The sequence below is a fragment of the Marinobacter sp. NFXS9 genome (genome assembly GCF_040148665.1).
GTDB lineage: Bacteria > Pseudomonadota > Gammaproteobacteria > Pseudomonadales > Oleiphilaceae > Marinobacter_A > Marinobacter_A mangrovi.
The window spans coordinates 193,620-217,627 of sequence record NZ_JAGDDW010000004.1; the positions used below are offsets into that span (position 1 = coordinate 193,620).

General features: G+C 62.1%; 22 protein-coding genes. 15 read left to right on the top strand and 7 right to left on the bottom strand.

All coding sequences use genetic code 11. From position 1 onward, the window contains the following. Positions 1–15 precede the first annotated feature (15 nt). Positions 16–1,416 carry an HDOD domain-containing protein gene (locus J3364_RS08795; RefSeq protein WP_349558000.1) on the top strand — a complete coding sequence of 467 codons (1,401 nt, stop codon included), beginning with the start codon at positions 16–18 and terminating at the stop codon, positions 1,414–1,416. Between the two features lie 9 nt (positions 1,417–1,425). On the opposite strand, the gene J3364_RS08800 is transcribed toward J3364_RS08795, so the two are convergent. Both J3364_RS08800 and J3364_RS08805 read right to left on the bottom strand, forming a co-directional pair. Then, a complete protein-coding gene (locus J3364_RS08800; RefSeq protein ID WP_349558001.1) occupies positions 1,426–2,130 on the bottom strand; it encodes an anti-sigma factor in 705 nt (234 codons plus the stop codon). Further along, positions 2,127–2,681, bottom strand: coding sequence for a sigma-70 family RNA polymerase sigma factor (locus J3364_RS08805; protein ID WP_349558002.1), 555 nt, complete (start codon positions 2,679–2,681; stop codon positions 2,127–2,129). The genes J3364_RS08800 and J3364_RS08805 overlap by 4 nt, the downstream gene beginning before the upstream one ends. Before the next feature lie 212 nt (positions 2,682–2,893). On the opposite strand from J3364_RS08805, the gene J3364_RS08810 reads away from it, so the two are divergent. The 4 genes from J3364_RS08810 (at position 2,894) to J3364_RS08825 (ending at position 6,967) form a co-directional block, all read left to right on the top strand. Next, complete coding sequence (locus tag J3364_RS08810) at positions 2,894–4,417, top strand: DUF4331 domain-containing protein (RefSeq protein WP_349558003.1); 1,524 nt, start codon at positions 2,894–2,896, stop codon at positions 4,415–4,417. Between the two features lie 12 nt (positions 4,418–4,429). Continuing rightward, entirely contained in the window at positions 4,430–4,657 is a 228-nt protein-coding gene (locus J3364_RS08815) for a hypothetical protein (RefSeq protein ID WP_349558004.1), read from the top strand. A gap of 184 nt (positions 4,658–4,841) precedes the next feature. Beyond that, positions 4,842–5,849, top strand: coding sequence for a tetratricopeptide repeat protein (locus tag J3364_RS08820; protein WP_349558005.1), 1,008 nt, complete (start codon positions 4,842–4,844; stop codon positions 5,847–5,849). Next, complete coding sequence (locus tag J3364_RS08825) at positions 5,846–6,967, top strand: HupE/UreJ family protein (RefSeq protein ID WP_349558006.1); 1,122 nt, start codon at positions 5,846–5,848, stop codon at positions 6,965–6,967. Before J3364_RS08820 ends, J3364_RS08825 begins: the two co-directional genes overlap by 4 nt. Positions 6,968–7,055: 88 nt before the next feature. Here the strand turns inward: J3364_RS08825 and J3364_RS08830 are convergent, their stop codons facing one another. The 3 genes from J3364_RS08830 to J3364_RS08840 all read right to left on the bottom strand — a co-directional run bounded on the left by J3364_RS08830 (position 7,056) and on the right by J3364_RS08840 (position 9,934). Next, complete coding sequence (locus J3364_RS08830) at positions 7,056–7,646, bottom strand: hypothetical protein (RefSeq protein WP_123635627.1); 591 nt, start codon at positions 7,644–7,646, stop codon at positions 7,056–7,058. A 179-nt stretch (positions 7,647–7,825) separates the two neighbouring features. Continuing rightward, positions 7,826–9,319 (bottom strand): amidase, encoded by a 1,494-nt coding sequence (locus J3364_RS08835; protein ID WP_349558007.1) that lies wholly within the window; start codon positions 9,317–9,319, stop codon positions 7,826–7,828. Positions 9,320–9,400: 81 nt separating this feature from the next. Beyond that, on the bottom strand, positions 9,401–9,934 hold the full coding sequence (locus tag J3364_RS08840) for a glutathione peroxidase (protein WP_349558096.1): 534 nt from the start codon (positions 9,932–9,934) through the stop codon (positions 9,401–9,403). 158 nt (positions 9,935–10,092) lie between these two features. On the opposite strand from J3364_RS08840, the gene J3364_RS08845 reads away from it, so the two are divergent. Together J3364_RS08845 and J3364_RS08850 are read left to right on the top strand one after the other, a co-directional pair. Continuing rightward, positions 10,093–11,184: a hypothetical protein gene (locus tag J3364_RS08845; protein WP_349558008.1), complete on the top strand. Its 1,092-nt coding sequence runs from the start codon at positions 10,093–10,095 to the stop codon at positions 11,182–11,184. Between the two features lie 13 nt (positions 11,185–11,197). After that, complete coding sequence (locus tag J3364_RS08850; RefSeq protein ID WP_349558009.1) at positions 11,198–11,962, top strand: TSUP family transporter; 765 nt, start codon at positions 11,198–11,200, stop codon at positions 11,960–11,962. Here the strand turns inward: J3364_RS08850 and J3364_RS08855 are convergent. Together J3364_RS08855 and J3364_RS08860 are read right to left on the bottom strand one after the other, a co-directional pair. Continuing rightward, on the bottom strand, positions 11,959–12,843 hold the full coding sequence (locus J3364_RS08855) for a DMT family transporter (protein ID WP_349558010.1): 885 nt from the start codon (positions 12,841–12,843) through the stop codon (positions 11,959–11,961). The genes J3364_RS08850 and J3364_RS08855 overlap by 4 nt on opposite strands. 48 nt (positions 12,844–12,891) lie before the next feature. Then, positions 12,892–15,270, bottom strand: coding sequence for a sensor domain-containing diguanylate cyclase (locus J3364_RS08860; RefSeq protein WP_349558011.1), 2,379 nt, complete (start codon positions 15,268–15,270; stop codon positions 12,892–12,894). 191 nt (positions 15,271–15,461) lie between these two features. Between J3364_RS08860 and J3364_RS08865 the strand changes: the two genes are divergently transcribed. The 8 genes from J3364_RS08865 (at position 15,462) to J3364_RS22610 (ending at position 24,006) form a co-directional block, all read left to right on the top strand. Further along, on the top strand, positions 15,462–16,238 hold the full coding sequence (locus J3364_RS08865) for a MotA/TolQ/ExbB proton channel family protein (RefSeq protein WP_349558012.1): 777 nt from the start codon (positions 15,462–15,464) through the stop codon (positions 16,236–16,238). After that, a complete protein-coding gene (locus J3364_RS08870; protein WP_349558013.1) occupies positions 16,225–16,638 on the top strand; it encodes an ExbD/TolR family protein in 414 nt (137 codons plus the stop codon). The genes J3364_RS08865 and J3364_RS08870 overlap by 14 nt, the downstream gene beginning before the upstream one ends. Then, positions 16,635–17,048: an ExbD/TolR family protein gene (locus J3364_RS08875; protein ID WP_349558014.1), complete on the top strand. Its 414-nt coding sequence runs from the start codon at positions 16,635–16,637 to the stop codon at positions 17,046–17,048. Before J3364_RS08870 ends, J3364_RS08875 begins: the two co-directional genes overlap by 4 nt. Then, positions 17,045–17,887 carry an energy transducer TonB gene (locus J3364_RS08880; protein ID WP_349558015.1) on the top strand — a complete coding sequence of 281 codons (843 nt, stop codon included), beginning with the start codon at positions 17,045–17,047 and terminating at the stop codon, positions 17,885–17,887. Before J3364_RS08875 ends, J3364_RS08880 begins: the two co-directional genes overlap by 4 nt. A gap of 733 nt (positions 17,888–18,620) precedes the next feature. Further along, positions 18,621–19,139 (top strand): Hcp family type VI secretion system effector, encoded by a 519-nt coding sequence (locus tag J3364_RS08885; RefSeq protein WP_123636782.1) that lies wholly within the window; start codon positions 18,621–18,623, stop codon positions 19,137–19,139. A gap of 250 nt (positions 19,140–19,389) precedes the next feature. After that, complete coding sequence (locus J3364_RS08890) at positions 19,390–21,588, top strand: type VI secretion system Vgr family protein (protein ID WP_349558016.1); 2,199 nt, start codon at positions 19,390–19,392, stop codon at positions 21,586–21,588. Between the two features lie 5 nt (positions 21,589–21,593). Beyond that, positions 21,594–23,633, top strand: coding sequence for a hypothetical protein (locus J3364_RS08895; protein ID WP_349558017.1), 2,040 nt, complete (start codon positions 21,594–21,596; stop codon positions 23,631–23,633). A gap of 13 nt (positions 23,634–23,646) precedes the next feature. Further along, positions 23,647–24,006 (top strand): DUF4087 domain-containing protein, encoded by a 360-nt coding sequence (locus tag J3364_RS22610; protein ID WP_502882494.1) that lies wholly within the window; start codon positions 23,647–23,649, stop codon positions 24,004–24,006. Positions 24,007–24,008 lie beyond the last annotated feature (2 nt).

Genomic DNA, 24,008 nt, shown 5'->3' on the forward strand with positions numbered 1-24,008 from the left:
CTCGGAGCCACATTCTTGAGCGACACGCCAACGCGTCTGCAGTCGACCCGGGCCTGGGTGGATTACCTCAGCCAGGTCGAACTGCCTGTCCTGGCCAACACCCTGCGCCGCATTAACCAGCTGGCGGAAAGTAACAACTCGACCGTGAGCGAACTGGCGGCCGTGATTCTCAACGACGCCCAGCTCACGTCCCAGGTCCTGCGCCTGTCCAACTCGGCCTTCTACAACCACAGCCGGGTTCAGGTGAGCACCGTCAGCCGTGCGATCACGCTGATCGGCTTCGATGCGGTGAAATCGATGGCCATCTCGTCCCTGTTGATCGATACGCTGATCCAGCGCAATCCGCGCCCCCACCTGCTGAAATCCCTGGCGCGGGCGCTGCACGCGGCGGTCCAGGCTCGCTGCCTGCTGCCCGGCGGCAACGAACAGGCCCATGAGGAAGTGTTTATCGGCGCATTGCTGATGAACATCGGCGAACTGGCTTTCTGGTCCTGCCCCACCGAACAGGCGGCAGAACTCGCCGCCCGCATGCCGGCCGACAAACCCGCCGAGCTGCAGAAAGAGATTCTCGGCACCACGTTTGTCGAAATCACCCGCGGTCTGGTGGACGCCTGGAAACTGGGTCGCTTTATTCACGATGTCGTCAGCGCCGGACGGGCCAGTTCACCCGCAGTTGCCCTGGTGCGTGATTCCGTTGAATTGGCCCGTGAGGCCGAGAACGGCTGGCGCTCGGCGGCGGTGGACAAACGCCTCGCCCGCATCGCCGAAAACATCGGTGAGCAGCCTGCCAGCGTGCGTGACCAGGTGCGACTCAATGCCGGTGAGGCGGAGGAGATTGCCGTTTCCTTTGGCATCCCCCAGATCCGTGGTCTCCTGCCCGGAAATGCAGAATCCGACGCGGGAGAAGTCCCCGAGGCGCCGCAGGGGGATCCCGGTCTGCAACTCAGTATCCTGCGAGACATTTCCGCCGCGCTGGCAACCCAACCGGATTTGAATGGCATTTGCCAGATGGTCGTGGAGGGCATTCATCGGGCGGTCGGGCTGCGTCGGGTTGCGCTGCTGATGGCCGATCGCAGCGGCGCCGAGCTGGTGCCCCGCAAGGTGCTGGGCAGCGGCACTGCCGCCTGGCGCGATCATTTTATGGTCCACCGGGACGGCGCCGACGGTCTCAGGAGCTTGCTTACCGACCAGTGCGAAATCCTGCCCGCCGGAGATCGGCCGCTGCTGCCGGACTGCGATGCCTGGATCGGCATCCGCCCGGCTTTGGCGGGACCGCTGTATGCCGGTTCCCGCCGGGTGGGCCTGTTCTACGCCGACAATGGCGACCTGCAGGCCAGCCTTTCCGAGGACCAGCTGACCGCCTTCAGCCATTTCGTGCAGCAGGCCCAGCTCTGCATCACCCTGCTGGCCCGGTAACCGGGCTGGTTACTCCAGCTCATGCAACTTCGTGATGTGCAGAATCGGGCCGGTGGGTGCGCCACTGGGGGATCCGCCTTTCGGTTCCAGGCTGATCGCCAGCGTCTTTGACGCCCGCAGAGCGGCGCGAGCTTCCGGCGACAGTGTGATCTGCAGGCTGTCCTTGCCCACCGGAATGACGCCCAGTGAGAGCGGGTTGCCGTCCGCGGGGACGACCCACAACTCATAATCATGCTGGCCTTCCGGCGCCGTAGCCGCCACCGGCCGCAGTCTCAGCTTGCCCGGTTCGCCGGTTTCCGCCACCAGCCACAGGGGATCCTTCACATCCGGCTGCACCACCGCGCCCGACAACAGCGGCCCCTGGGTCTGGGGCGCCGGTTCACGCACCAGCATCACCGCCAGCACCAGCACGGCGGCGGTGGCCGCCAGGCTCCAACCGGCCCAGAGCCAGCTCACGCCGCCGCGCCGTACCGGCGCTTCGACGGTGTCCGGCCAGAGCCGCCGTTCGATCGCCGTCCAGACACGTTGCGGTGGCTCTTCCGCAGGGACCGCATCGGCCAGCGGCGCGAGTTTGTTTTCCCAGTACCAGACCTCTTGCCGGACCGCCCAGGATTCCATCATCCAGCGCTCAAAACGCCGCCGCGCCCCGCCTTGCAGGGCACCGAGGGCGTATTCCGCCGCCAGGCGTTCGATGCGTTCCGGTGTTCTCTTCATCGTTCCAGGCACCTCTTCAAAGCCTGTAATCCCCGGCGAATCCAGCTCTTCACCGTACCGATCGGTGTGCTCAGCGTGACCGACAGCTCTTCATGGGTCAGCCCGCGGTAATAGGACAGCAGGATGCTGTCCCGCTGGGTGTCGCTTAACTCCTCCAGGCAGCCCTGCAGGGCTGCGGCCCCATCGGCCTGCATCGAAGCCTCCAGCGGACTGAGGCTGTCGTCTGCCACGTTCTCGAGCTGGTCATCGCCCGCGGTCCGGCGCACCTTGCGCGCCCGGATCAGATCGAGCGTGCGGTAGCGGGCGATGGTCAGCATCCAGTTGAGGGGCGTGCCCCGCTCCCGGTGATACTCCCCGGCGTGATGCCAGATGCGAACGAACGCATCCTGTAATGCCTCCTCGGCCAGTTCCGGTTGGGCCGCCAGTTTCTGGCACACGCCGAACATCCGCCCCGCCATTTGCCGATATAAGGCCTGGAAGGCCGCCCGGTCTTGCTGGGCAACCCGCGCCAACAGGCCCATCAATTCTTCCTGATCCGTCTCTGATGACATAAATCCCTGCTCTTCAGGTTCGACGTTCTTCCAGATCAGGTAGCACCAGTACGTCTGACCCGTGCGGGTAGATGCGCTGTGGTTACTGCCTGAATAATTTATTGACGAGGTGCAACTTTTCAGAAGAGGGGGCCGTACCGGCCTCAGACAGCACATACGAACCGCTGTCTCTCAGAACCATTCGCCAACTAAAAATAGCAGAGGAATGGATAATGAACCTGAATCTGAAGCGATCGCTCCTCGCGGTGTCGATCGCAGGGCTCTGTACAACCCCTCTCGCCGGCTTTGCATCCAGCCACCGTGAAGCCCCATTCATTACCGAGACCCCGAAGGTCGACGGCACCGACTTCTACATGTTCCGCAGTTATGAACCGGGGCATGAGGACACCGTAACCCTGATTGCCAACTACCTGCCCCTTCAGGATCCATACGGTGGTCCCAACTATTTCGATCTGGACGATGACGCCATCTACGAAATTCACATCGACAATACGGCCGATGCCCATGAGGACATCACCTTCCGTTTCGATCTGTCGGATGTGAAACAGGACTTGCAGCTGGATATCGGCGGGGAGATGGTCTCCGTGCCGCTCAAGAACATCGGCGCCATCGGCCCGGCGGCCACGGACACCAACAACGTCCAGGTGCGCCAGGAGTACACGCTGGAAGTCATCCGCGGCGATCGCCGGTCCGGCACGGTGCAGATGGCCACCAACGTGGATACCGGCACCGAAACCTTCCGCAAACCACTGGACAACATCGGCACCAACTCAATCAGCGACTATGCCGCCTACGCCGCCAATCACGTCTATGACGTCTCGCTGCCCGGCTGCAGCGGTAACGGCCGGGTCTTCGTTGGGCAGCGCAAGGACGCCTTTGCGGTGAACCTGGGTGAAATCTTCGATCTGGTGAACCTCGCCAATCCACTGGGCGCTCGGGACCAGGGCCTCGACACCCTGGATGACGCGAACGTGACCTCCTTTGCCCTGGAAGTGCCCACCGACTGCCTGACCGGCTCCTCCCAGACGGCCGGCGGCGACCCGGTGATTGGCGGCTGGACGACCGCCAGCATCCGCCAGGCCCAGGTCGTCAACCCGGCCCCGACCCGCAACGGCAAGGGTGCCAGCGTCAAGGGCGGCGCCTACACCCAGGTCTCCCGACTGGGCATGCCGCTGGTGAACGAGGTGGTGATTGGCCTGGCCGACAAGGATCGCTTCAACGCCAGTGAGCCGGCCGACGACAACCAGTTTGCCACCTACGTGACCAACCCGACCCTGCCCAAACTGCTGCAGGTGGTTACCAGCGGCGCCATCCAGGAACCGCAGGTGTTCCCGAGGGTGGATCTGGTGGCCGCCTTCCTGACCGGCCTGACCCTCAAGGACGGCGGTGGTTCGGTGATCTTCTCCAACCAGCCTGCCGGCGTGCAGGCGGCCGATATGCTGCGACTGAATACCGCCATTCCGGCGGCCGATCCGGACGTGAACAACCAGTCTGATCTCGGCCTGCTCGCCAGCAGTCCGGATGCCACCGGTTTCCCCAACGGCCGTCGACCGGTGGATGACGTGGTGGACATCGCGCTGCGCGTGGCCATTGGCGCCACCCTGCCGTTCTTTGGCGAGACCGACCCGAACAGCGGCGCGCCGCTGACCGACGGCGCCGTCGTTGACCGGTCCCAGCTGCTGGATGGCTTCCCGTACCTGGGCACGCCGATTCCCGGCTCGCCCACAACGCCGTAACCGGAGGTTGCCATGAAAGCGGTTATGACTTTGATCGCTCTATCGTTGTTGGGCCTGGCAGGTTGCTCCAGTAACCACGACAGCGACGACGACAATAACGCCGAGGTGGATTTCACCGCCTTCGTGAAGTCGGAAATCAAGAACACGCAGGATGATCGCGACGCCGTAGACGTCAACGACGTGACCTTTTCGTTCAACGATCAGGACGACCCCGATGCCTACGATGACATCCTGCAGTAATACTGCGTCTGTTGGCCGCCTCCAACGAGGCAGGGGGCCGGCCAACCCTCACCCCGCCCCTTCGGGCGGGGGCTTTTTCGCGCTCCTGTTCTGTCTTTTCTTCACGCCGGTCTGTCTGGCGGCTGCCCCGCCACTGGAGCCTATTCCAGCGCGGACGGTACTGGTCAACCTGCCGGAGACCGGCGTGTCCGCGGCGCCCACGAGCCTGAGTGCCGATGCGCTGGCCGCGGAGGTCCGCCATCAGCTGAAGGCGGCCCGCCAACAGGGCGACCCGCGTTTTCTGGGCTACGCCCAGCGCGCCCTGGACCAGTGGCCCACCACCCGGCTGACATCGGAACTGCAGCTTTTGCGAGGCAGCCTGCGCCAGAGCCTGCACCAATTCGACGAGGCGGAAGCGGACCTGAAAGCCGTGCTTAAGGCGCAGCGGTCCGGCCCACTGCGCAGTCAGGCCTGGCTGACGCTGGCCAGTATCCGGCTGGTCCGGGGCGACTATGCCGGGTCCCGACAGGCCTGCGAGGCGTTTGCCGACGACTACCCCGGCCTGATCGCGGCCAGCTGTTTCGCCCAGGTGGACGCCCGAACCGGCCAGGCCCGCGCGGCCTATGAACGACTGTCCCGGGCTGTACACCAATCGCGTTCTACTCGCGATCCCGTGAGCCGCGCCTGGGCGGAAGGCACCCTGGCGTCACTGGCCGCGCAGCTCGGCCTGGATGCGGCGCAGACGCACTGGCGGCGAGTCCTGGTGATGGATCCCGGCGATCTCTATAGCCGCGCGATCTACGCCGACTGGCTGCTGCAACAGGATCAGCCGGAAGCGGCGCTGGCGCTGACCCGGGGCTACGAGCAAGTCGACAGCCTGGCCGTCCTCAAGGCGATCGCCCTGAAACGCAGCCAGCAAGACGACCGGGAGTTCGAGCAGCGCCTGGCCCAGCGCTTCGCCGAGGCCCGGTGGCGCGGCAACCTCCTGCACAAGCGGGACTACGCCCGTTACCTGCTGGATGTGGGCCAGCAGCCGGAGGCCGCCTTCCGCTACGCCAGGCTCAACTGGCAAAGCCAGCGCGAACCACTCGACACCCGCCTACTGCTGCGCGCGGCCACCGCCGCCGGTGAAACATCGGTCCGACAGGACCTGGTCGACTGGCTGGCCGACAACCACCAGTCGGACGCACGCTATCCGGAGACCACCCCATGACCCGATGGTTGGCAGGACTGCCCCTGCTGTTTGCGATGGTGGGACCAGCCCTGGCCCACAAGGCCAGCGACGGCTTCGTCTACCTCGACACGACGAAAGAGCCGTCGCAGTTGCGGATCGACGTGGCCCTGCGCGACCTGGCGCTGGTGGTGCCGCTCGATGCCAACGGCGACCGGCAGGTCACCAGCGACGAGCTGAACCGGGCCCGGGGCGACATTACCCGCTACCTGGAACAGGGCGTGCAGCTCAAGGCCGGTTCGCAGAACTGCCGCCTGGTGGGTCAGGATTGGGGATTGAGCCGTCACAGCGACGGCCCCTATGCCGCCCTGCGCTATCAGGTGCGTTGCCCGTCGGATGCCGGTCCGGACCAGCTGCGCTACGACCTCCTGTTTGAGGTCGACAGCCTGCATCGCGGCCTGATCCAGCAGACCGATGGCGACCAGGAACAGCTCGCCGTGCTCGGCCCGGATGACCAGATCCTGTCCCTGGATGCCGACGGACGCGGCTGGTTCAGCGTGTTCGCGGATTTCCTGCAACAGGGCATCTGGCACCTGCTGCTGGGCTTCGATCACCTGCTGTTCCTGCTGGTGCTGGTCCTGCCGGCCACCCTGGCCCGCCACCAGTCGACGCGCGAACCCAAGGTCCTGCGCAGTCGTCTGTGGGAACTGGCCGGCATTGTGTCCTCGTTCACGGTGGCGCATTCCATCACCCTGGGCATGACCGTGCTGGGACTGGTCCACCCGCCCAGCGGGCCGGTGGAGATCATCATCGCGCTCTCCATTGCCGTCACCGCCATCAACCTGTTTTTCCCGATCCTGGGTCACCGGACCTGGAAGATCGCCTTCGGATTCGGGTTGGTGCACGGCTTCGGGTTCGCCAGTGTTCTGGAGGAACTGACTCACGGCACGTCGGAAAAGGTCCTGGCCCTGGCGGGCTTCAATCTTGGGGTGGAGGCGGGGCAGCTGCTGATCCTGGCCGTGATTTTCCCATTGCTGTACGCCATCAGTCGGTATCGCCTGTACCAGCGCGCGGCGGTTCCGGCCATCGCCCTGGTGGTGACCGTGATCAGCCTGTATTGGGCCACGCAGCGGTTTGCGGCGTTGCCGATGATGTCTTGAGGCAGGTGCGGACGCCACCGGCCACGTCAGGTCGTCTGTCCGACGTGGCCGGAGCCCGTTTAATGACGGTACATGCCCGTCTGGCGTGTCAGTGAAGGTTACGCATCTGGCGCGGATACAGGGCCGCGCTGACTTCCGGCTCCTCCAGCAGGTCGGCCAGTTCCCGATCCACTTCGGTTTCCTCGCCCTCGTCCGGCAGTGGCTCGAACAGCGTGTTCAGCCAGGCCGCGACGGTTGGCACGTCGTCCCGGTCGTAGTCCGTCGACAGGGCACCGATTCGCTTGAAGCCAATGATGCGCTGGTGCCGGGGATCGCGAATCTGCTCGAAGCCGCGCCAGTAGACCCGGTCCCGGGTATGCAACTGCACGAACAGGGTGTCGATCGGATCCGGTGCGTCATCCTCCTTGGGTTCGGGGTCCGTTTCGCGCTTGTTACGGATCGTGGTCCAGGCCGGATAGAGCACGGCCACCGCGTCCGCTTCGACATGTTCCCGGGCCGCGCGCAGGATCAACGCCCAGCGGGCCTTGTCTGCTTCGGTTTCCAGGGACTGGATAGGCAAGTCGTAACTCTGATCTGAAGACAGGACGATAGCCATCATGGGAGCATCCAGCTCTCCCATCGCTTCACCCTGTGCGACAGATACCAGTTCGTCGATCGCAATCGGTTGCGGATAGTTCATGGTACGCTCGCCTCCTCGGTGCCATCAGGGTAGGGGGAGACACTGGACACAACTGCCTGTCCGGCGCACTTACGTTAGACAGGCTGTCTATTCAGTGATCGCCTCGGGAGTCGGGCAACTCCCTCCTACAGCATAGCGTGTCTCTCCAAAAGGTTAAACGTGGAGACGACCGGGGCGGATCACAAGGTGTCCGCCGAAGAAAGTGCATCGTAGCGATGCCACCAGGGCAATGCCGCTTCCAGCTGCCCCGCCAGTTGGAACAACGTGGCCTCGCCTCCGTGGGGTGCGCCGAACTGAACGCCCACCGGCATGCCCTGCACCGTCCAGTGCAACGGCATCGACATGGCCGGCGTGCCGGTGAGGTTGGCCAGTTGGGTAAACGGCGTGCGCGCCAGGGACTCCAGCGCCAGCTGATCTACCATGCCACTGCGATGAACCAACCGGCCCGCCTTGAGCAGCAGCATAAGGCGACTTACGATCTGCAGGTGCGCCGGGGTGTCCAGTTCACCGATGCGGGCCGGCATCTGCCCGGTGGTCGGGCACAGGTAGAGATCGTAGGTTTCAAAGAACAGCCCCAGGGCCCGGGAGAAGTCGTTCCATTGCTGGCGCAGGCGAACGTAATCCGGCGTCGGCAGGGTGCGGCCCAGCATGCCGATCAACCGCGTATCCAGTTCAAAATCCCGGTCGTGGGCGCCGTATCGCTCCCCCGCCCGAGCCATCGCCGCGGAGACCTCGCCGAAGTACAGCGCCAGGTAACAGCGGGCCAGGGCCATGCCGTCAAAGTCGGGGCGGGCGTATTCAATCGTGTGCCCGAGGTTTTCCAGGGTCTTGGCCGTGCTTTCCACCGCGTCGATGCACTCCTGCGCCACGTCGCCGCCGTAGGGCGAGTTGGTGAACACACCAATCCGCAGCGGGCGCGGCGTCTCGGTGACCTTATCGGCATAAGTGCCCTCCGGCGGGGCAATGGTAAACGGATCACCCGATTCGGCGCCGGCCAGGTAATCCAGCATGGTAGCGCTGTCCCGCACGCTGCGGCTGACCACATGATCGGCCGAGGCGCCGGTCCAGTGTTCGCCCATGCCCGGTCCGGCGGACACGCGCCCGCGAGAGGGCTTCAGGCCAAACAGACCGTTGTAGGCGGCGGGGATGCGGATCGAGCCGCCGCCGTCGTTGGCACCGGCCATCGGCACGATGCCGGCCGCCACGGCGGCGCCGGAACCGCCGCTGGAACCGCCCGGCGTGCATTCGGTGTCCCAGGGGTTGCGGGTCGGGCCCCACAGGCGGGATTCGGTGACCGCCTTGAGCCCCAGCTCCGGCGTCGCGGTGCGCCCGAGGATCACCAGGCCCGCTTCCCGCGCCCGTTTCACGTAGGCGGAATCCCGCTCGGCAATCTGGTGACGCAGCGCTCGGCTGCCGAAGGTGCAGGGCTCACCGGCCTGTTCCTGTGCCAGGTCCTTGAGCAGGAAAGGCACCCCGGCCAACAACCCGGAGGTCGACGCCGGATGCTCCAGCGCCGCGCTGAACTGGGCATGGCAGATGGCGTTGAGGGTCGGATTCACCGCCTCGGCGCGTTCAATGGCGGCGTTGATGATTTCACGGGGCGTGGCTTTCTTGCGGCGTACCAGATCGGCCAGTCCGACGGCATCGAACTGCAGGTAATCGCTGACATTCATAGGCATCCTGACCTTGGGTAGTGGCATGTCACCGTGCCCGACAAGCATACCCCAACAGCGAAATAATGACAGGCCGTTCAGTTATTCCAGTAACGCCTTGATTCGGGAGGTGAGTTCAGGGTCGTCCGGCGCCACTCGAGAAGGGTAGTGCCAGACCTCGTTCCCCTCCGGATCGATCAGGTATTTGTTGAAATTCCAGCCCGGCGCGGCACCGCTTTTTTCAGCCAGCTTGCGGAACAACGGATGGGCTTCCAGGCCGGTGACGGACTGCGGCGCGGTCATGGGGAAGGTCACACCGTAGTCGACAAAGCAGATTTCGGCCGTCTTGGCTTCGTTGCTGGCTTCCTGGCGGAAGTCATTGGACGGGACGCCGACGATGGTGAAGCCCTGATCCCGGTAGCGTTTGTAAAGCGCTTCGAGCCCCCGGAACTGGCCTGTGTAACCGCAAAAACTGGCGGTATTCACGATCAGCATGGGGTGGCCGTCCTGCAGATCACAGAGGTTGATTGTCTCCGTGGAGCGCAGGCGGTTGATGTCCACATCGAGCCAGTCGGGACAGGCCGCTGACGCCAAACCCGGCAGCGCAACGATTGCCAGGATGATCCACAGTTTCAGAGTGTACGTCATGATGATTCCTCCCTGACTCCAATACGCCGCGAGGGCCGATTCAGTTTCACGTCCCGCGCCTTCGCCGACAGTTGCAGCCAGCCGGTCCTGCGGCCAAAATCCGGAGACCGCGCCTTTCAACCTCATGCTTGCGGTGGAGCGTTTCTATGCCGATGCGGACAGTCTGCCTGTCGCTTTTCCTGATTTTGTTGTCCGGCACCGGCCATGCCGAAAAACTCAAGGACTGGACTTCCGTCATCCGGGAATCGCCCTATTGGGAAAGCCAGGGCGTCTACCAGAACATCCTGACCATCCGCCGCTGGATCCTGGAAAGCAGCGGCTACTGCAGCGAAACTGAACGCCACATCCTGTTTGACCGGCGCGGCCAGTTCCTCGGCTACATGGAAAACGCCGACACCCGCGAAGCCACCCAGAAGAAACTGAACGCCACCCGCCGACGCATGGCGCAAGAGGGTCGTAGCGAGTACTGGGTGGCCGGCGACCCCGAGACCACCGGCTACCCCTTTGCGCTGGCCTGCGACCAGCCTCACGTCAATATGAACGAGGCGATCGGACGCTACCTCGGCACCGCGCCTGACGATCGCCTGTGGGGCAGTTGGGACGATCTGACCGTCGGCACCGCACAGCAACCCGAATCCCTGCACGCCGCCCTTTCCTATGTCTACCAGACCCGCCGTAACCAGCAACGGCTGGATCTGCCGGCGGAAATGGACCGCTATCTCGCCGGCCAGTTGCTGATCGAGAGCGGTGCCCAGCAACAGGCCCACTCGGCCGCCAACGCCCGCGGCATCATGCAGCTGTCCGATATGGTGCTCAGTGATTGCGGGATCGGCCCGGAAAACTACTGGCATCGGCTGGCGCAACTGGACTGCGCCATGCGCCTGACCAGCCAGAATGCCCGCAACCTGCGGCCGGTGTTCGACGCCCGCTTCGGCAACCTGCCCAAGAAAAAGCGCGACCGGCTCTTCACCTTGTTGCTGGTACAGGCCTACCACGGGGGCGCTGCCCGGGTGGAAACCCTGCTGGATGACGACGAACTGTCCCAGCCGGCGGCTTATTTTGCCACCAACCACGAAAGCTACACCGCCGGCGATATCGCCTTTGGTCTGGTGTTCCACAACCTCGGCCGGAATCGACTGGGCCTGTCATCCCTGTATTATGTCGCCGATGTGGAACTGGCCGGTGCGGCCCTGTGCAACCAGCCCAAAATGAAGAAAGACCCGCTGTGCGCGGACTGACCGGAGACTCGCCTTGGAGTTGCTGTACCTGCCTGACGCGCTGAGCCCGACGCTGGCCGGCCTGCTGTTGGCCACCTCGGTCCTCACTTCGATGATCACCGCCGCCCTCGGTGCCGGCGGTGGCGCGCTGTTGCTGGCGCTGATGGCGCTGTGGCTGCCGCCGGCCGCCATTATCCCGGTCCACGGCCTGATCCAGCTTGGCTCCAACGCCGGACGTGCCGGTCTGACGTGGCGTCACATCGACTGGAAAGTGATTGCCGCGTTCCTGCCGGGCGTGCTGCTGGGCGGGTTGATCGGCGGTCTGTTGCTGGTCCACCTGCCCGCCGCTGTCTGGCAGATGACCATTGCTCTGTTCATCCTCTATCTGTGCTGGGGCCCGTCACTGCCCAAAGCCATCCTCAGCCCGCTGGGCACCTTCTTCGCGGCGCTGGCCACCACGTTCCTGACCCTGTTCGTCGGCGCCACCGGCCCGCTGGTCGCGGCCTTCGTCAAACAGATCCACAGTGACCGCTTCCGGACCGTTGCCACCTTCGCCTGCGCCATGACGCTGCAGCACAGCGCCAAGGGCCTGGTATTCGGCCTGGCGGGCTTTGCCCTGCATGCGTGGTTACCGTTTATCGCGGGGATGATTGCCTGTGGCTTCCTGGGGACCTGGCTCGGGCTGCGGGTGCTGAGCCGGTTGAGTAACCTGCACTTCCAGAAGTACTTCAATATTCTGTTGACGCTGCTGGCCCTGCGACTGCTCTGGCAGGCCGCTCGCACGGCGGGCTTTTTCTAGACCGAGCGCGAGGCCCGCCGGCGCTGACGCCAGTCCTCGATAAAGCCGTTCACCGCCAGAGCGGCCAGGATAATCGCGCCGCCGGCGAATGCCAGGGGACCGGGTATCTCGTCGAGAAACAGCCACACCAGAAAACCGCCGATCACCGTTTCCAGCAGCAGGAACAGGCTCACCTCCGCCGCCGGCAGGTAGCGGGGACCGGTCTGGATCAGGATACTGGCCGCCGGCAGGAAGCAGATACACAGCAGGAGGATCCGGCCAAAGTCATGCCAGCCGGGCCACTGCGCGCCACCAAAGCAAGCGGCCACAATGCAGATGAGCAGGGCACCGAAGATCAGCATCAGGCTCATATCTGCCTGCGGCCGGGAGCGGGCCACCGCCAGGTTGGAGGCCAGCGAAAACGCCGCAACGCCGGCCATGACCAGCCCCAGCGGCTGACCCTTGCCCATCTCGCCAACGGCCATCAGGGTGGCACCGCCAATACAGACCAGGATGAGGATCCAGGTTCGCAGGGGCAAGCGCTCCCGCCAGACCAGCCACGCCAGCACCGCCGCAATCACCGGGGCGGTATTGAGGATGACCAGCACGTTGCCCGCGGCGGTGTGCTTCATGCCCGTCACAAAACCCAGGGTGCTGCCGGCAAAGGCCACACCGCAGTAGAGCCCTCGCCGCCCGCACGCGCGCATGGCCGGCAGCAGATGACTGCGGTAGCGCACGCTGTTTATCACGGCAAAGCTCAATGCCAGCAACAGCCCCCGCCAGAACAGGAATACCACGGGCGGGACGCTGGTGGATTTCACCAGCAGGGCGTCGGGCGACAGGAACAGAACCCCGAGGCCGGCAATCAGGAAGCCCTTGGTGCGATCAGGTATCTCAGCCATGCCACCCGCCTGACGACAGGGGCGAGCCGCTTGATTCCGGGCAACGCATCAGGTGCGGACCGTTTCCGGCGACGGTGCCATCGCGTCCTCACCATAGACCACCACCCGATTCCGTCCCCGGGCCTTGGCGGTGTAGGCCGCTTCGTCCGCTCGCGCCATGACGGTCTTATTGGTGGTGTCGTCGGTGCGGACATCGGTCAGGCCGATGCTGGCCGTCACCCCGTAATGGCGCCCGTCCTGTTCCAGCACCAACGCCTCGATGCCAGCACGCAGCGACTCGGCAATGCTCTGCGCCCGCTCCAGACCACAGGCCGGCAGGATCACACCAAACTCGTCACCACCCAGACGGGCGACCACGTCCGATTGACGCACCCGGCTGCGCAGGATGTCGGCAATGTGGCGCAGCAGTTCGTCACCCAACAGGTGACCGCCGTTGTCGTTGACCGGTTTGAAGTGGTCGAGGTCAATCACCATCAGGACCGTCGGGCTGGCATGCTCGGCCGTCTGCAACAACTGATTGCCCAGACTCGCCGAAAACGCACGCCGATTGACCAGCCGGGTCAGCGGATCATGGCTGGCGTCCCAGGAGAGCTGGGCCTCCTGCCGGCGGCGTTCGCTGTCATCGCGCAGGACAAAAACGAACTGATCCGCCCCCTGCTCACTTTCCAGCCGGAGCATGGTGAGTTCCACTTCCAGGCTGTCACCATGAGCGTTGGTCAGCACGGCATCCAAGCCGGTCACCTGGGGTTGCTCGCGAAACTCGCCGAAGCCCCAGGGTTCGCCATCGACCGACACCTGCACAATATCGAACAGGTTGCTGCCAACCGGCGAGGCATGGGTGCCGATGAACACCTGCGACGGCGGATTGGCGAAGCTGATAAAGCCCAGGCTGTCGGTCAGGATCACGCCCTCGTCCAGCACACCCAGGATCCGTTCAGCGCGGGTTCGGGCCACCCGCAGCTCGGCTTCGATTTCCAGCTCATGTGTGATGTCCCGAACCACGGTGATGGTCCCCAGCGAGCGATCCGGCGTCTCGATCGGGGCCGTCATGCTGGCGACCCAGATCACCCGGTCGGTGAGGATGTCGTAGAGACGATACTGGCCCTGGAAGACTTCTCCGCTGTACAGAACACGGCTGCGATCTTTCAGCACCTGCGCCCGGTCTTCCCGATAAATGCCCTGCAGATAGTGCTGGCCCCGGAGGCGCTCAAGGGGCTGTCCGAGAATCGCTTCCAGCGCCGGATTGACGAACTCGATACGGCCCAGCACATCGGTTTGGACGATGCCGATGGGCGAGCGTTCCGACAGCGAGCGGAAGTAGGCTTCCTGCTGCTCCATTTCCACCCGGGCGGCTTCCCGTTCTTCCCGCACCTGGTTGAAGGTGGTCACCAACTCCCGGATCTCATGGCCGCCCCCGACTTCAATCGGGGCGTCACGCAATCCCATGTGGCGGGCCTTGATCTGGTCGGTGAGTTGCTGCAACGGATTGAGCAGCTTGCTGAACAGGCGCAGGGACAGGGGAATAAACAGCAGCAAAAGCCCCACGGCCACCCAGAACATGACGTTGGACAGTTTACGGATCGGCTCGAATGCTTCCCGGGTGGGGAGCGACACGGTGACAAACCAGGGCGCCTCATTCAGCTGCCGGTAGGCCACCAGCCGCTGTTGCCCGTTCGCCATGGGAGCCAGGGTGACCCCTTCTTCGCCCTCCCGGGCCGCTTCATGCAGGGGGTTGCCGTCACTCAACTGTCCCAACTGGTTCTCCTGGCGGGGATGGATCAGGACAAAGCCAGATCGCGTACCCATCCCGACGAAGCCGGTATCACCGATTTTCAGGCTCTTGAGATCCCCAAGGAAACTGCGCTCGTCGAGATTAATCGTCCCCGCCAGGATACCGATCAGCTTTTTTCCGTGATTGAACAGCGGCGCGGTGATCGCCACGATGGGAATGCCTTCGTCGCGGGAAACAAAGGGCTCGGAGATCAGTGTGGTCATCTGCTGGCCGGTCAACTGGAAAAACCGGCGATCGGACACATCCAGACCTCGCCCGATGCCGGCTTCGGGCAGGGTGGCCTGTATGATTCCGGACGGATCAATCAGATAGAGGCGGTGGAACAGGGATGCCAGTGCCGCCTGGCGGTTGAGGATCGGCTGGGCCCGGCTCAGCAGGCTGTCCTCTTCCATTTTCAGACTCCCGGCAACGCGGGTCATCGCATCAAAGCGCTCGGCCAGCTTGGCGTCAACATCGGCTGCGATCAGATCGGCATGGGTTGCCAGTTGAGCCCGCGCCTGACTTTCCAGCTCCGCCTGTCCCGCGGAAATACTCACCAGTGTCGCCAGAAAGACAATCAGGACAACAAGCAGGACCACCACGCCAACTGCCCGATTCTTGAGACTGTCGAACCAGCGCCGGATCCCTTTGATCAACAATTTTCCTCCGACCGTCCATAACCACTACGTGTCATCCATATATACCGACCGCTTAACAAAATGCACCCGGCAACTATCTTTGTAGTCTAACAGACCTGTCATGACCTGACTGTCTTCAACAGGTAGCTAGACCTAATAATAATCGTTATTATTTGCACTTCAGACTCAATGTGCCGAGGGTTCCCATCGTGCCGGATATAAACGCCACTACCAGCTTCGCCGGACAGTTCGGTCCACTTCACCAGTTGCTTGATTACGGCGGCCCCGTCATGGGGGTGCTGCTTGTTCTGGCTCTGATCGGACTGGCGACCTTTATTTACGCCATCCTGGCGGGCGTCCTGTTTGCACCGCGTGCCAGTCGCACGCTTCGGGACGCGGTTTCCCGGTGGGAACAGGCACCCGGTCATCCTGTGATTGACGAGGCGGGCCAGACCCGTTCCGGACTCGATCGTCTGAACCCTCTACCCGCCGTTGTCGCCCGCGCCATGCACGGCGTGTTGAGTGGCGCCACCGAAACCCAGCAGCGCGAGACCGTCGCCCGACTGGCGCAGCGAGCGCTGCAACCGTTCGAGTCACCGCTGAAAATCATTGAAGTGATCGCTGCCCTGGCGCCCTTACTGGGCTTGCTGGGCACAGTCATGGGGATGATGGAGGCGTTCAGCACCATGGCCTCTACCGCCGGTCGTGCCAGCGCCAGCCAGTTAAGCGGCGGCATCTACCAGGCGCTGATGACCACCGCGGCCGGCCTGGTGATCGCCATTCCGATGGCGGCCATGGCGGCCTGGATGGAATTCCGTCTGCGTCGACTGAGTACGCAGATGAACGATCTGCTGGTTCGCGTGTTGTCCGTCACGACGGAGGCTGAGCCCGAAGAGGCCTCAGATCCGGTGACTCAGGCCGAGGTCAAGCAGGTCAACCTGACAGAGCGGGATCGGGAGAAGCGGTTCGCCCATGCAGCTGGTTGAGCCTCGCCCCCACCGGCGCCTGCCCATTCGGATGACGCCGCTGATCGATGTGGTCTTCATCCTGCTGGTCTTCTTCATGGTGACGTCACGCCTGGCGCCGACCAGTCAGTTGCAGCTGGACAACGACACCCGCGCCTCCGCAGGCAGCGACGGCGACCCCGTGCCCAGCCTGATGATGCAGTCAGACGGCCGCATCCAGTGGGGCGACCAGATCCAGGCGCCAGCACAGATGGCCCAGGCGCTGGCCAGTGCGGGGAAATCCGAAGTCAATCTGGAGACGGACGGGCAGGTGCCGCTGGGCGACTTCACGGCAGGCCTGACCCGGCTGCAGGACGCCGGCATCACCATCCATTGGCAACGCTCGCCCGGTAACACCCCATCCCCGCAAGAGTCGCCATGAACCCACTGCTCCCGAAACTCCAGGACAGCGACAATCGGACGCTACTTGATCGCGTGGAAGACGCCATGCTTCCGCTGATCAATCTGGTCTTTCTCTTGCTGCTGTTCTTTATCGTCGCCGGTCACCTGACGGACGACCCCTTGCCGGCCTTGCCCGGTACCGCCCAGGAAGGCGAGAGCAGTGCCCCGGCGGCCGACCTGGTCATCAACGGTGATGGTCAATTACGCGTACACCAGTCTCCGGTCAGTCGCGAAGAACTGGCGAGTAAACTACCCAAACCCGATGCCGACAAGCCCCTGCGTATCGCAGCGGACAAGGGCGTAACCATGGACGATCTGGAGTCGGTATTGCGGCTGCTGGAAAAAGCCGGCTACCGCAAAGTGGACCTGCTGACGGAGCCGAGTCTGTGAGTCGAGTGATCCGGTCCGGCATTGCCCTGTTTGCGATACTCTGTGCTCTTGGTGCGGGTTATATCCTGGCTCGCTCTGCAGACGACATCCCCGTTCCCAAAGGCAATGGAAACGTCACCGCCCAAGCGGTGATCAGCCTGGATCTGGCGGGCATGAAAGCGCAATCTGACACCGCTGCGAAAACCGCAGACGCCAATAAGCCCCAGCCCACCCCGGAACCTGAGGCGGCACCGGAGCCCAAACCGGAACCACCCAAGGTGGAACCGAAACCAGAGCCCAAGCCTGAACCCAAACCGGAGCCTAAGCCAAAACCTGTGCCCATTCCGGAACCGAAACCAACGCCCAAACCGGCACCTGAGCCAGACCCAAAACCTGAGCCCAAGCCAGAGCCGAAACCGATCGCCAAGGCGGAGAAGAAGACACCCAGCCAACAGGCGCCGACCCAGGCAACGGCTCAGTCTGCGAAGACCGCCAGTTCCGCAGCGGACGCCAATAAAGGAGCATCAGAGCAGCCCAGCCAAGTACAGCTGACGGCGGGTCGCTCGGATGCGGAGGACAGCTACCTGTCCGAGCTCAACCGGCATCTGGCCCAACACTACGACTATCCTCGCCGTGCGCGCCGTCGTGGGCAGGAAGGCACGCCGGTCGTCCACTTCAAGTTCGGGCGAGACGGTCACCTGATTTCCGCGACGATTGAGAAAAGCTCCCGCTTCCGGATTCTTGATGAAGCCGCTCTGGAAATCATTCGGTCCAGCGCACCGCTGCCCGCCGTTCCCGAAGACATGAAAGGAAACAACTTTTCTTTCACGATTCCGATCCGATATCAGCTGCGTAATTAATCAACCCTAAAATTTCGCGTCATATATCCCACCAGCGCTATCGCGAGGCTGGATCGACGCCCTGGACACCCTCCGCTGGAGCAGCGGGACAGGGCGTCCCGCGCCGCATCCGGCGGTCAGGGATGGCCCTCGGAGGCGGCGGAAGCGGAGGGTGTCCAGGGCTTCTGGCTGGAGTCCGGTTTTCCTGGTACCACGCTCTGAACTGGGTTGTTCATAAGACTGGATTCTCGGGGCAGAAGCGAGGCACCGGCAGGGCTTACGTCGTCTGGGAGCGCCTCGGCAGAGTCCAGGCTGGGGATGAAGCGCAAGGCGCGCGGCGCGCAAGAAGCGAGGCATACCAATAGGTAGGTGAGCGGATGAGCACCGCGCAACGCCGCGATTCGCCACAGAATGGGCTCTGCCGAGGTGCTCAGAGGGTCATCCCTGACCGCCTAATTGGATCGGAGACATCCCTGTCTCCTGCTCCAGCCCTGCCGATGCCCCGCTTCGATCGAGCTTTGGCGGGTCGTCGCTTTCCTGCTTCTCAATCCGAGCAAGATCTTGCCCGACCAGCAAGATGTGGCCCGATGGGAGCCATTGTTTGCTTGGTGTTAGGGGGCGGGTTTTTCGGAATTTTCGTTAGTCGCCTGTTTTCTATGAAGTTTGCTGTTCTGGCACGGGACTTGTTGTACGGGACTGTCCTTTTCTGAATGGACTCACCGTTTTCAATTGTTTTTCCGTCAAGGAGCAGACTATGCCAACCCCATGTTATATCAGCATCGAAGGCCAGACCCAGGGCAACATCACCGCCGGCGCCTTCACCGCCGATTCCGTCGGTAACATCTACGTCGAAGGCCACGAAGACGAAGTGTTGGTCCAGCAGTTCGACCACACCGTCACCGTCCCGACCGACCCGCAGTCCGGTCAGCCCTCCGGCCAGCGCGTGCACAAGCCGTTCAAGTTCACCGCCGCCCTGAACAAGGCCACCCCGCTGATGTACAACGCCCTGGCCTCCGGCGAGATGCTGCCCAAGGTCGAGCTGAAGTGGTACCGCACCTCCGTGGAAGGTAAACAGGAGCATTTCTTCTCCACCATCCTGGAAGACGCCACCATCATCAACATCGACTGCACCATGCCTCACTGCCAGGACGCCACCAAGACCGAGTTCACCCAGCTAGTCGAAGTCTCCCTGGCCTACCGCAAAGTCACCTGGGAACACGGCATTGCCGGCACCTCCGGCTCTGACGACTGGCGTTCCCCGGTCGAGGCGTAAGCCCCGATCGTCGACACCCGGGCCGCTCTCGCGGTCCGGGTTGTCCGATTCATCTGACCGGTTCCGGCAACGATCGCTTACACACCCGCTTGGCCGGATCGGTTAGACTCGGGCCTCTCACTTGCAGGAGGCAAGTGGCCGTCGGATGGATGATCTGATGGGAAGATGAGCTCGTTTCCGAGGGCGCGTAGACCCTACGCTGCGCCCCGTCCGAAGCGAGATCGCGGTTTTCAGTTCAAGGATGAAGCGCATGTCCCTACCCCAAGGCCTGCAGTTCACGGCCCGCCTCGGCACCCTGCCGGACGACACCTTCGCGGTGGTCGAGTTTGAACTCGAAGAGCACCTGTCCCGGCCCTTTACCCTGACCCTGAAGCTGGCCAGCGCCTTTGCGGATATTGCCGCCAGCGATGTGCTGGACAAAGGCGTGGAGCTGGTAGTCTGGCAGGACGGCCAGGCCCTGCGCAACGTCCAGGGGATCGTCACCGCCTTCAGCCGGGGCGACAGCGGCCACTGTCGCACCCGCTACGAAGTGGAAGTGCGACCCGCCCTGTGGCGCCTGGGGCTGATGCACAACAGCCGCATCTTCCAGCAGCAGACCCCGGATGTGATTCTCGGTACCCTGCTGGACGAACGGGGGCTGGTGGACAAGACCTTTGATCTCAAACGCACACCCCAGGAACGGGAATACTGCGTCCAGCACCGGGAGACGGATCTGGCGTTTTTATCCCGGATTGCGGCCGAGGAAGGCTGGCACTACCGGTTCGACCAGGCGACGGCGGGGCAGCCCATTGTCATTGCGGATCACCACCGGGACGCCCCCCAGCTTCCGGAGGTGGGCTACAACGCCACTGCGGGCGGTTCCCACAAGACCCCCTGCGTCTTCAAGTTCAGCTACACCGAAACCGTCTCCGTCGCCGGTGTGGCCCTGAAGGACTACACCTTCAAGAACCCCGCCTACGCCCTGATGCACGAGGCCAACGCGGCGGACCTGGACAGCCAGCGCAGCGACTACGAACACTACGACTATCCCGGACGGTTCAAGGGCGATGCCTCCGGCCAGCCCTACACCGAGGCCCGACTGGACAGCCTGCGCAAGGACGCCAGCCTCGGAAGTGGCGAGAGCAACCGCCCGGACTTCAGCGCCGGGGCCAAGGTCACCCTCTCCGGCCACAGCACCGACACCCTCAACCGGGACTGGCTGATCACCCAGGTCACCCACACCGGCAAACAGCCCCAGGCGCTGGAAGAGGAAGGCGGTAGCCAACCGACCACCTACAGCAACACCTTTCAGAGTGTCCCGGGCGACACCGCCTGGCGGCCGGAAGCGCCGCAGAGACCCATCATGGACGGGCCCCAGATCGCCATCGTCACCGGACCACAAGGTGAAGAAATCCACTGCGACGAGCACGGCCGGGTCAAGGTAAGGTTCCCCTGGGACCGCTACAGCCAGAACGACGAGCACAGCAGCGCCTGGCTGCGGGTCAGCCAGGGCTGGGCCGGGGGCAGCTACGGCTTCATGGCGCTGCCGCGCATCGGCCACGAGGTCATCGTCTCCTTCCTGGACGGCGATCCGGACCAGCCGATCATTACCGGCCGGACCTACCACGCCACCAACACGCCGCCCTATGCACTGCCGGAACACAAGACACGGACCACCCTGAAGACCCAGACCCACAAAGGGGACGGCAGTAACGAACTGCGCTTCGAGGACGAGGCCGACAAGGAACAAATCTACGTCCACGCCCAGAAGGACCTGGACCTGCTGACCGAGAACGACCGCACCGAGGTGGTCCACAACAACAGCCACCTCACCGTCGACAACGACCGCTATGCCCACATCAAGGCCAACGACCACAGCACCATTGATGGGGAGAAGCGGGAGAAAATCGGAAAGGACTTGAGCCTGACGGTCGGCGGTACCCACCACAGCAAACAGGGCAAAGCCCAACTGGTGGAAGCCGGCACCGAGATCCACCATAAAGCGGGCATGAAGATCGTCGTCGAAGCCGGCGCCGAAATCACCCTCAAGGCCGGCGGTAGCTTCGTCAAAGTCGACCCCAGCGGCGTCACCGTCTCCGGGCCGATGATCAAGATGAATTCCGGCGGGGCGCCGGGGAGCGGAACCGCTGCAGCGGCAGCCACACCCACCGCCCCGCAAGTCTTGGACAAGAATGCCAACCTCACCGTGAAGCCTGATGCGCTCGCTGATACGTCAACTCGCGCCACCGCTTCGACGGACGCGACCCCCGAAGCTACGGCTACCACAGCCGCCCAGGCCACCTCATCCGCTATGGCCTCTTCTACAGCGCTGGCAGCATCCGCCAACGGCGCATCCAAGGCGGCAAGTGCGGCAAGTGCGGCAAGTGCGGCAAGCAAAGTCACTCAGGAAGACGACAAGGAACAGAACGACGAAGGCTTTGTCCTGTTCTCAATGGTTAGGAAGGACTGATATTCATGCGGTTGCCGATAGTCAAGCAGGACGGCACAGAATTCGAAAACGCCGAGGAACTGAGCAAACTGATTCAGGATGCGGGTGACGACCTGTACCTTCTCACCACTCAGACCTGGCACGGCGGCATTCACATCAGTGAAGACAGCGCGCCCTGGGCGAAGGACACCTATCCGGTCCGTTGCATTGCCGATGGCGAAGTGGTCGCCTACCGCATGATGGAGGACTACCTCACCTCTGAATTCAAAGGTGAAACCCTAAATTACTCCAACAGCTTCTGTTTAGTCCGCCATCATTACGAGCAGGAAGACGACAAAGGCCAAAAGCAGGGGTTTACCTACTATTCCCTGTACATGCACCTTTGCCCCTGGAAGCAGTGGCCGTCCACCGAGCGTTATCGTCTGAACCAACGCAGAAACGTGCGCAATAGTGTGCCCCAAAACGGCCAGCAAGCCCCCGCAGTTACGCTGCCCGTGGGCGAAACCTTTGAGCCGGTCGAGGGAGAAGCCATTCAGCAGGGGCAGATCAACGGCGTTGCCTACGATTTCATGCGTATTCGGATGCTTTCGGAGGGCGTGAGCAACAGTCAGGTTCTGGCCACCAAAGGCACGGACACCCTGTGGATCGCCAAAGATGAAGCGGTCATGGAACAGATTTCGGTCAGCCGACCGAACTGGATTTATGATCAGGTCGAAGCCACAGTCAAAGAAAAAATGAACGGTCGCGCCGATCCTAAACCGAACAAGGGGCAAACCGGATTCAAACTGGCGGGCGATCCGGCTCACTCCATCAGCGCCGGCACAAAAATCCGCTTCGATGCCCATCGGGTCCAGTTCCAGGAAATCGGTGGCAAAGCCCGCAAGATGGCCCGCTGTGAGCTCCCCGAATCAGGCCGAAGCCAGTGGGTTTGCATCGAAGAACAGTACATCGATATCATTTCCGAAACGCCAACCCAACTGGATAAACTTTACGAACTTCCAAGCCCGGTTCCGATCCGTGCGGGCGATACTATTGGCTATTTAGGTCTCTACGAAAGCCCCGCCAGCCTGGAAGGCGGGAAGACCGGCAATACCATGATTCATCTGGAAGTCTTCAGCCCGGAAGATGACGTTGTGGCCGTCGTCAACTCGAAAAAATGGCAGGATGAGGGTTTTAGACTGGTTGATGGTAGCGATTGCGATGGTGTTCTTGATCCGGGAAAAGTGCCCGATTTTTTTCGGTCTCTTTGCTCACCTGATGAGGAGTCCAAGCCAGCGATACTCGACGCCGAGGCGGTTCGAGAAAGGCTTACCGACAGCGAGACGGCAGAAGAGCGTCACAAAATTGTGGCCAAGCACAACAGTGAGTGGTGGACTCCCAAGTCCAAAGCCATGATGGAAAGATTCCAGGAAATCTATCCGTCTCCGGGCAGTTTGGCATTAATCAAACACGAGTCCAAGCGAGTAGAAAAGCTGTCCTGGATGGATCAATTAGCCAATCTAAAGCTAAATGCAGTTAACTGGCATCTATATCCTCTTTCACTATTTTACTTTGATGAAGCCAAATACAATTTTTCCAACAAATTTGAAACCATCAAGACGATAATCCGAGAGTGCAAGAAGCAAGGATTATCGCAAGATGAACAAATCGCCTACGTTTTGGCTACTGTAAAGCGGGAAACTGGCGATACCTTTAGGCCAGTCATTGAAGGTAATTGGCTCAGCGAAGAATACAGGCGCAAAAATTTCTCTTACTATCCTTACTACGGCAGAGGGTTTGTTCAGATAACACATAAATCAAACTACAAAAAATATAGCGATAAACTGGAAATTGATTTGGTTGGCAATCCAGACTTAGCCTTGGATAACAAAATATCGCTTTTTATTCTTGTCGATGGATTCAAAAATGGCATATTTACGGGCGCAAAACTGGAAGACTATGTGAACAGCCAAACGGTCGACTTCATTAACGCTAGACGGTGCATCAATGGACTCGACCACGCCAGCGAAATATCGACGTCTGCCAAGAATTACTTGAAAAAAATCCAAACAGGTTACTATGATTAAAAATTTTCTAATCATGATATTCAGTCTTACGCCATTAATCACTGACGCAGCCGAATACCGGTGCGGATGGCTGGACAATCCATCTCCTGGAAATTACTGGCTGACTGACCGTGACGGAAAGTGGGTCATTGCGGAACAAGGAGGAAAGCGCGCGAAAAACTCGGAGCTACTGCTTCCTTCAGACGAATCAGAATACGTAAACATGAATTACGGGTATGGGTATTCGTGCTCTTGTATATCAGCAGAAACGAACAAAGAAAACCACACCGTCAATATCATTCATTCCTACAAGCAACTTCCATTGAATCGGTGCAATACTGACAAATCTCTGGAGTCGAGAGATCTTGATTTCAATCAGGACAATCAGGGTTGAGG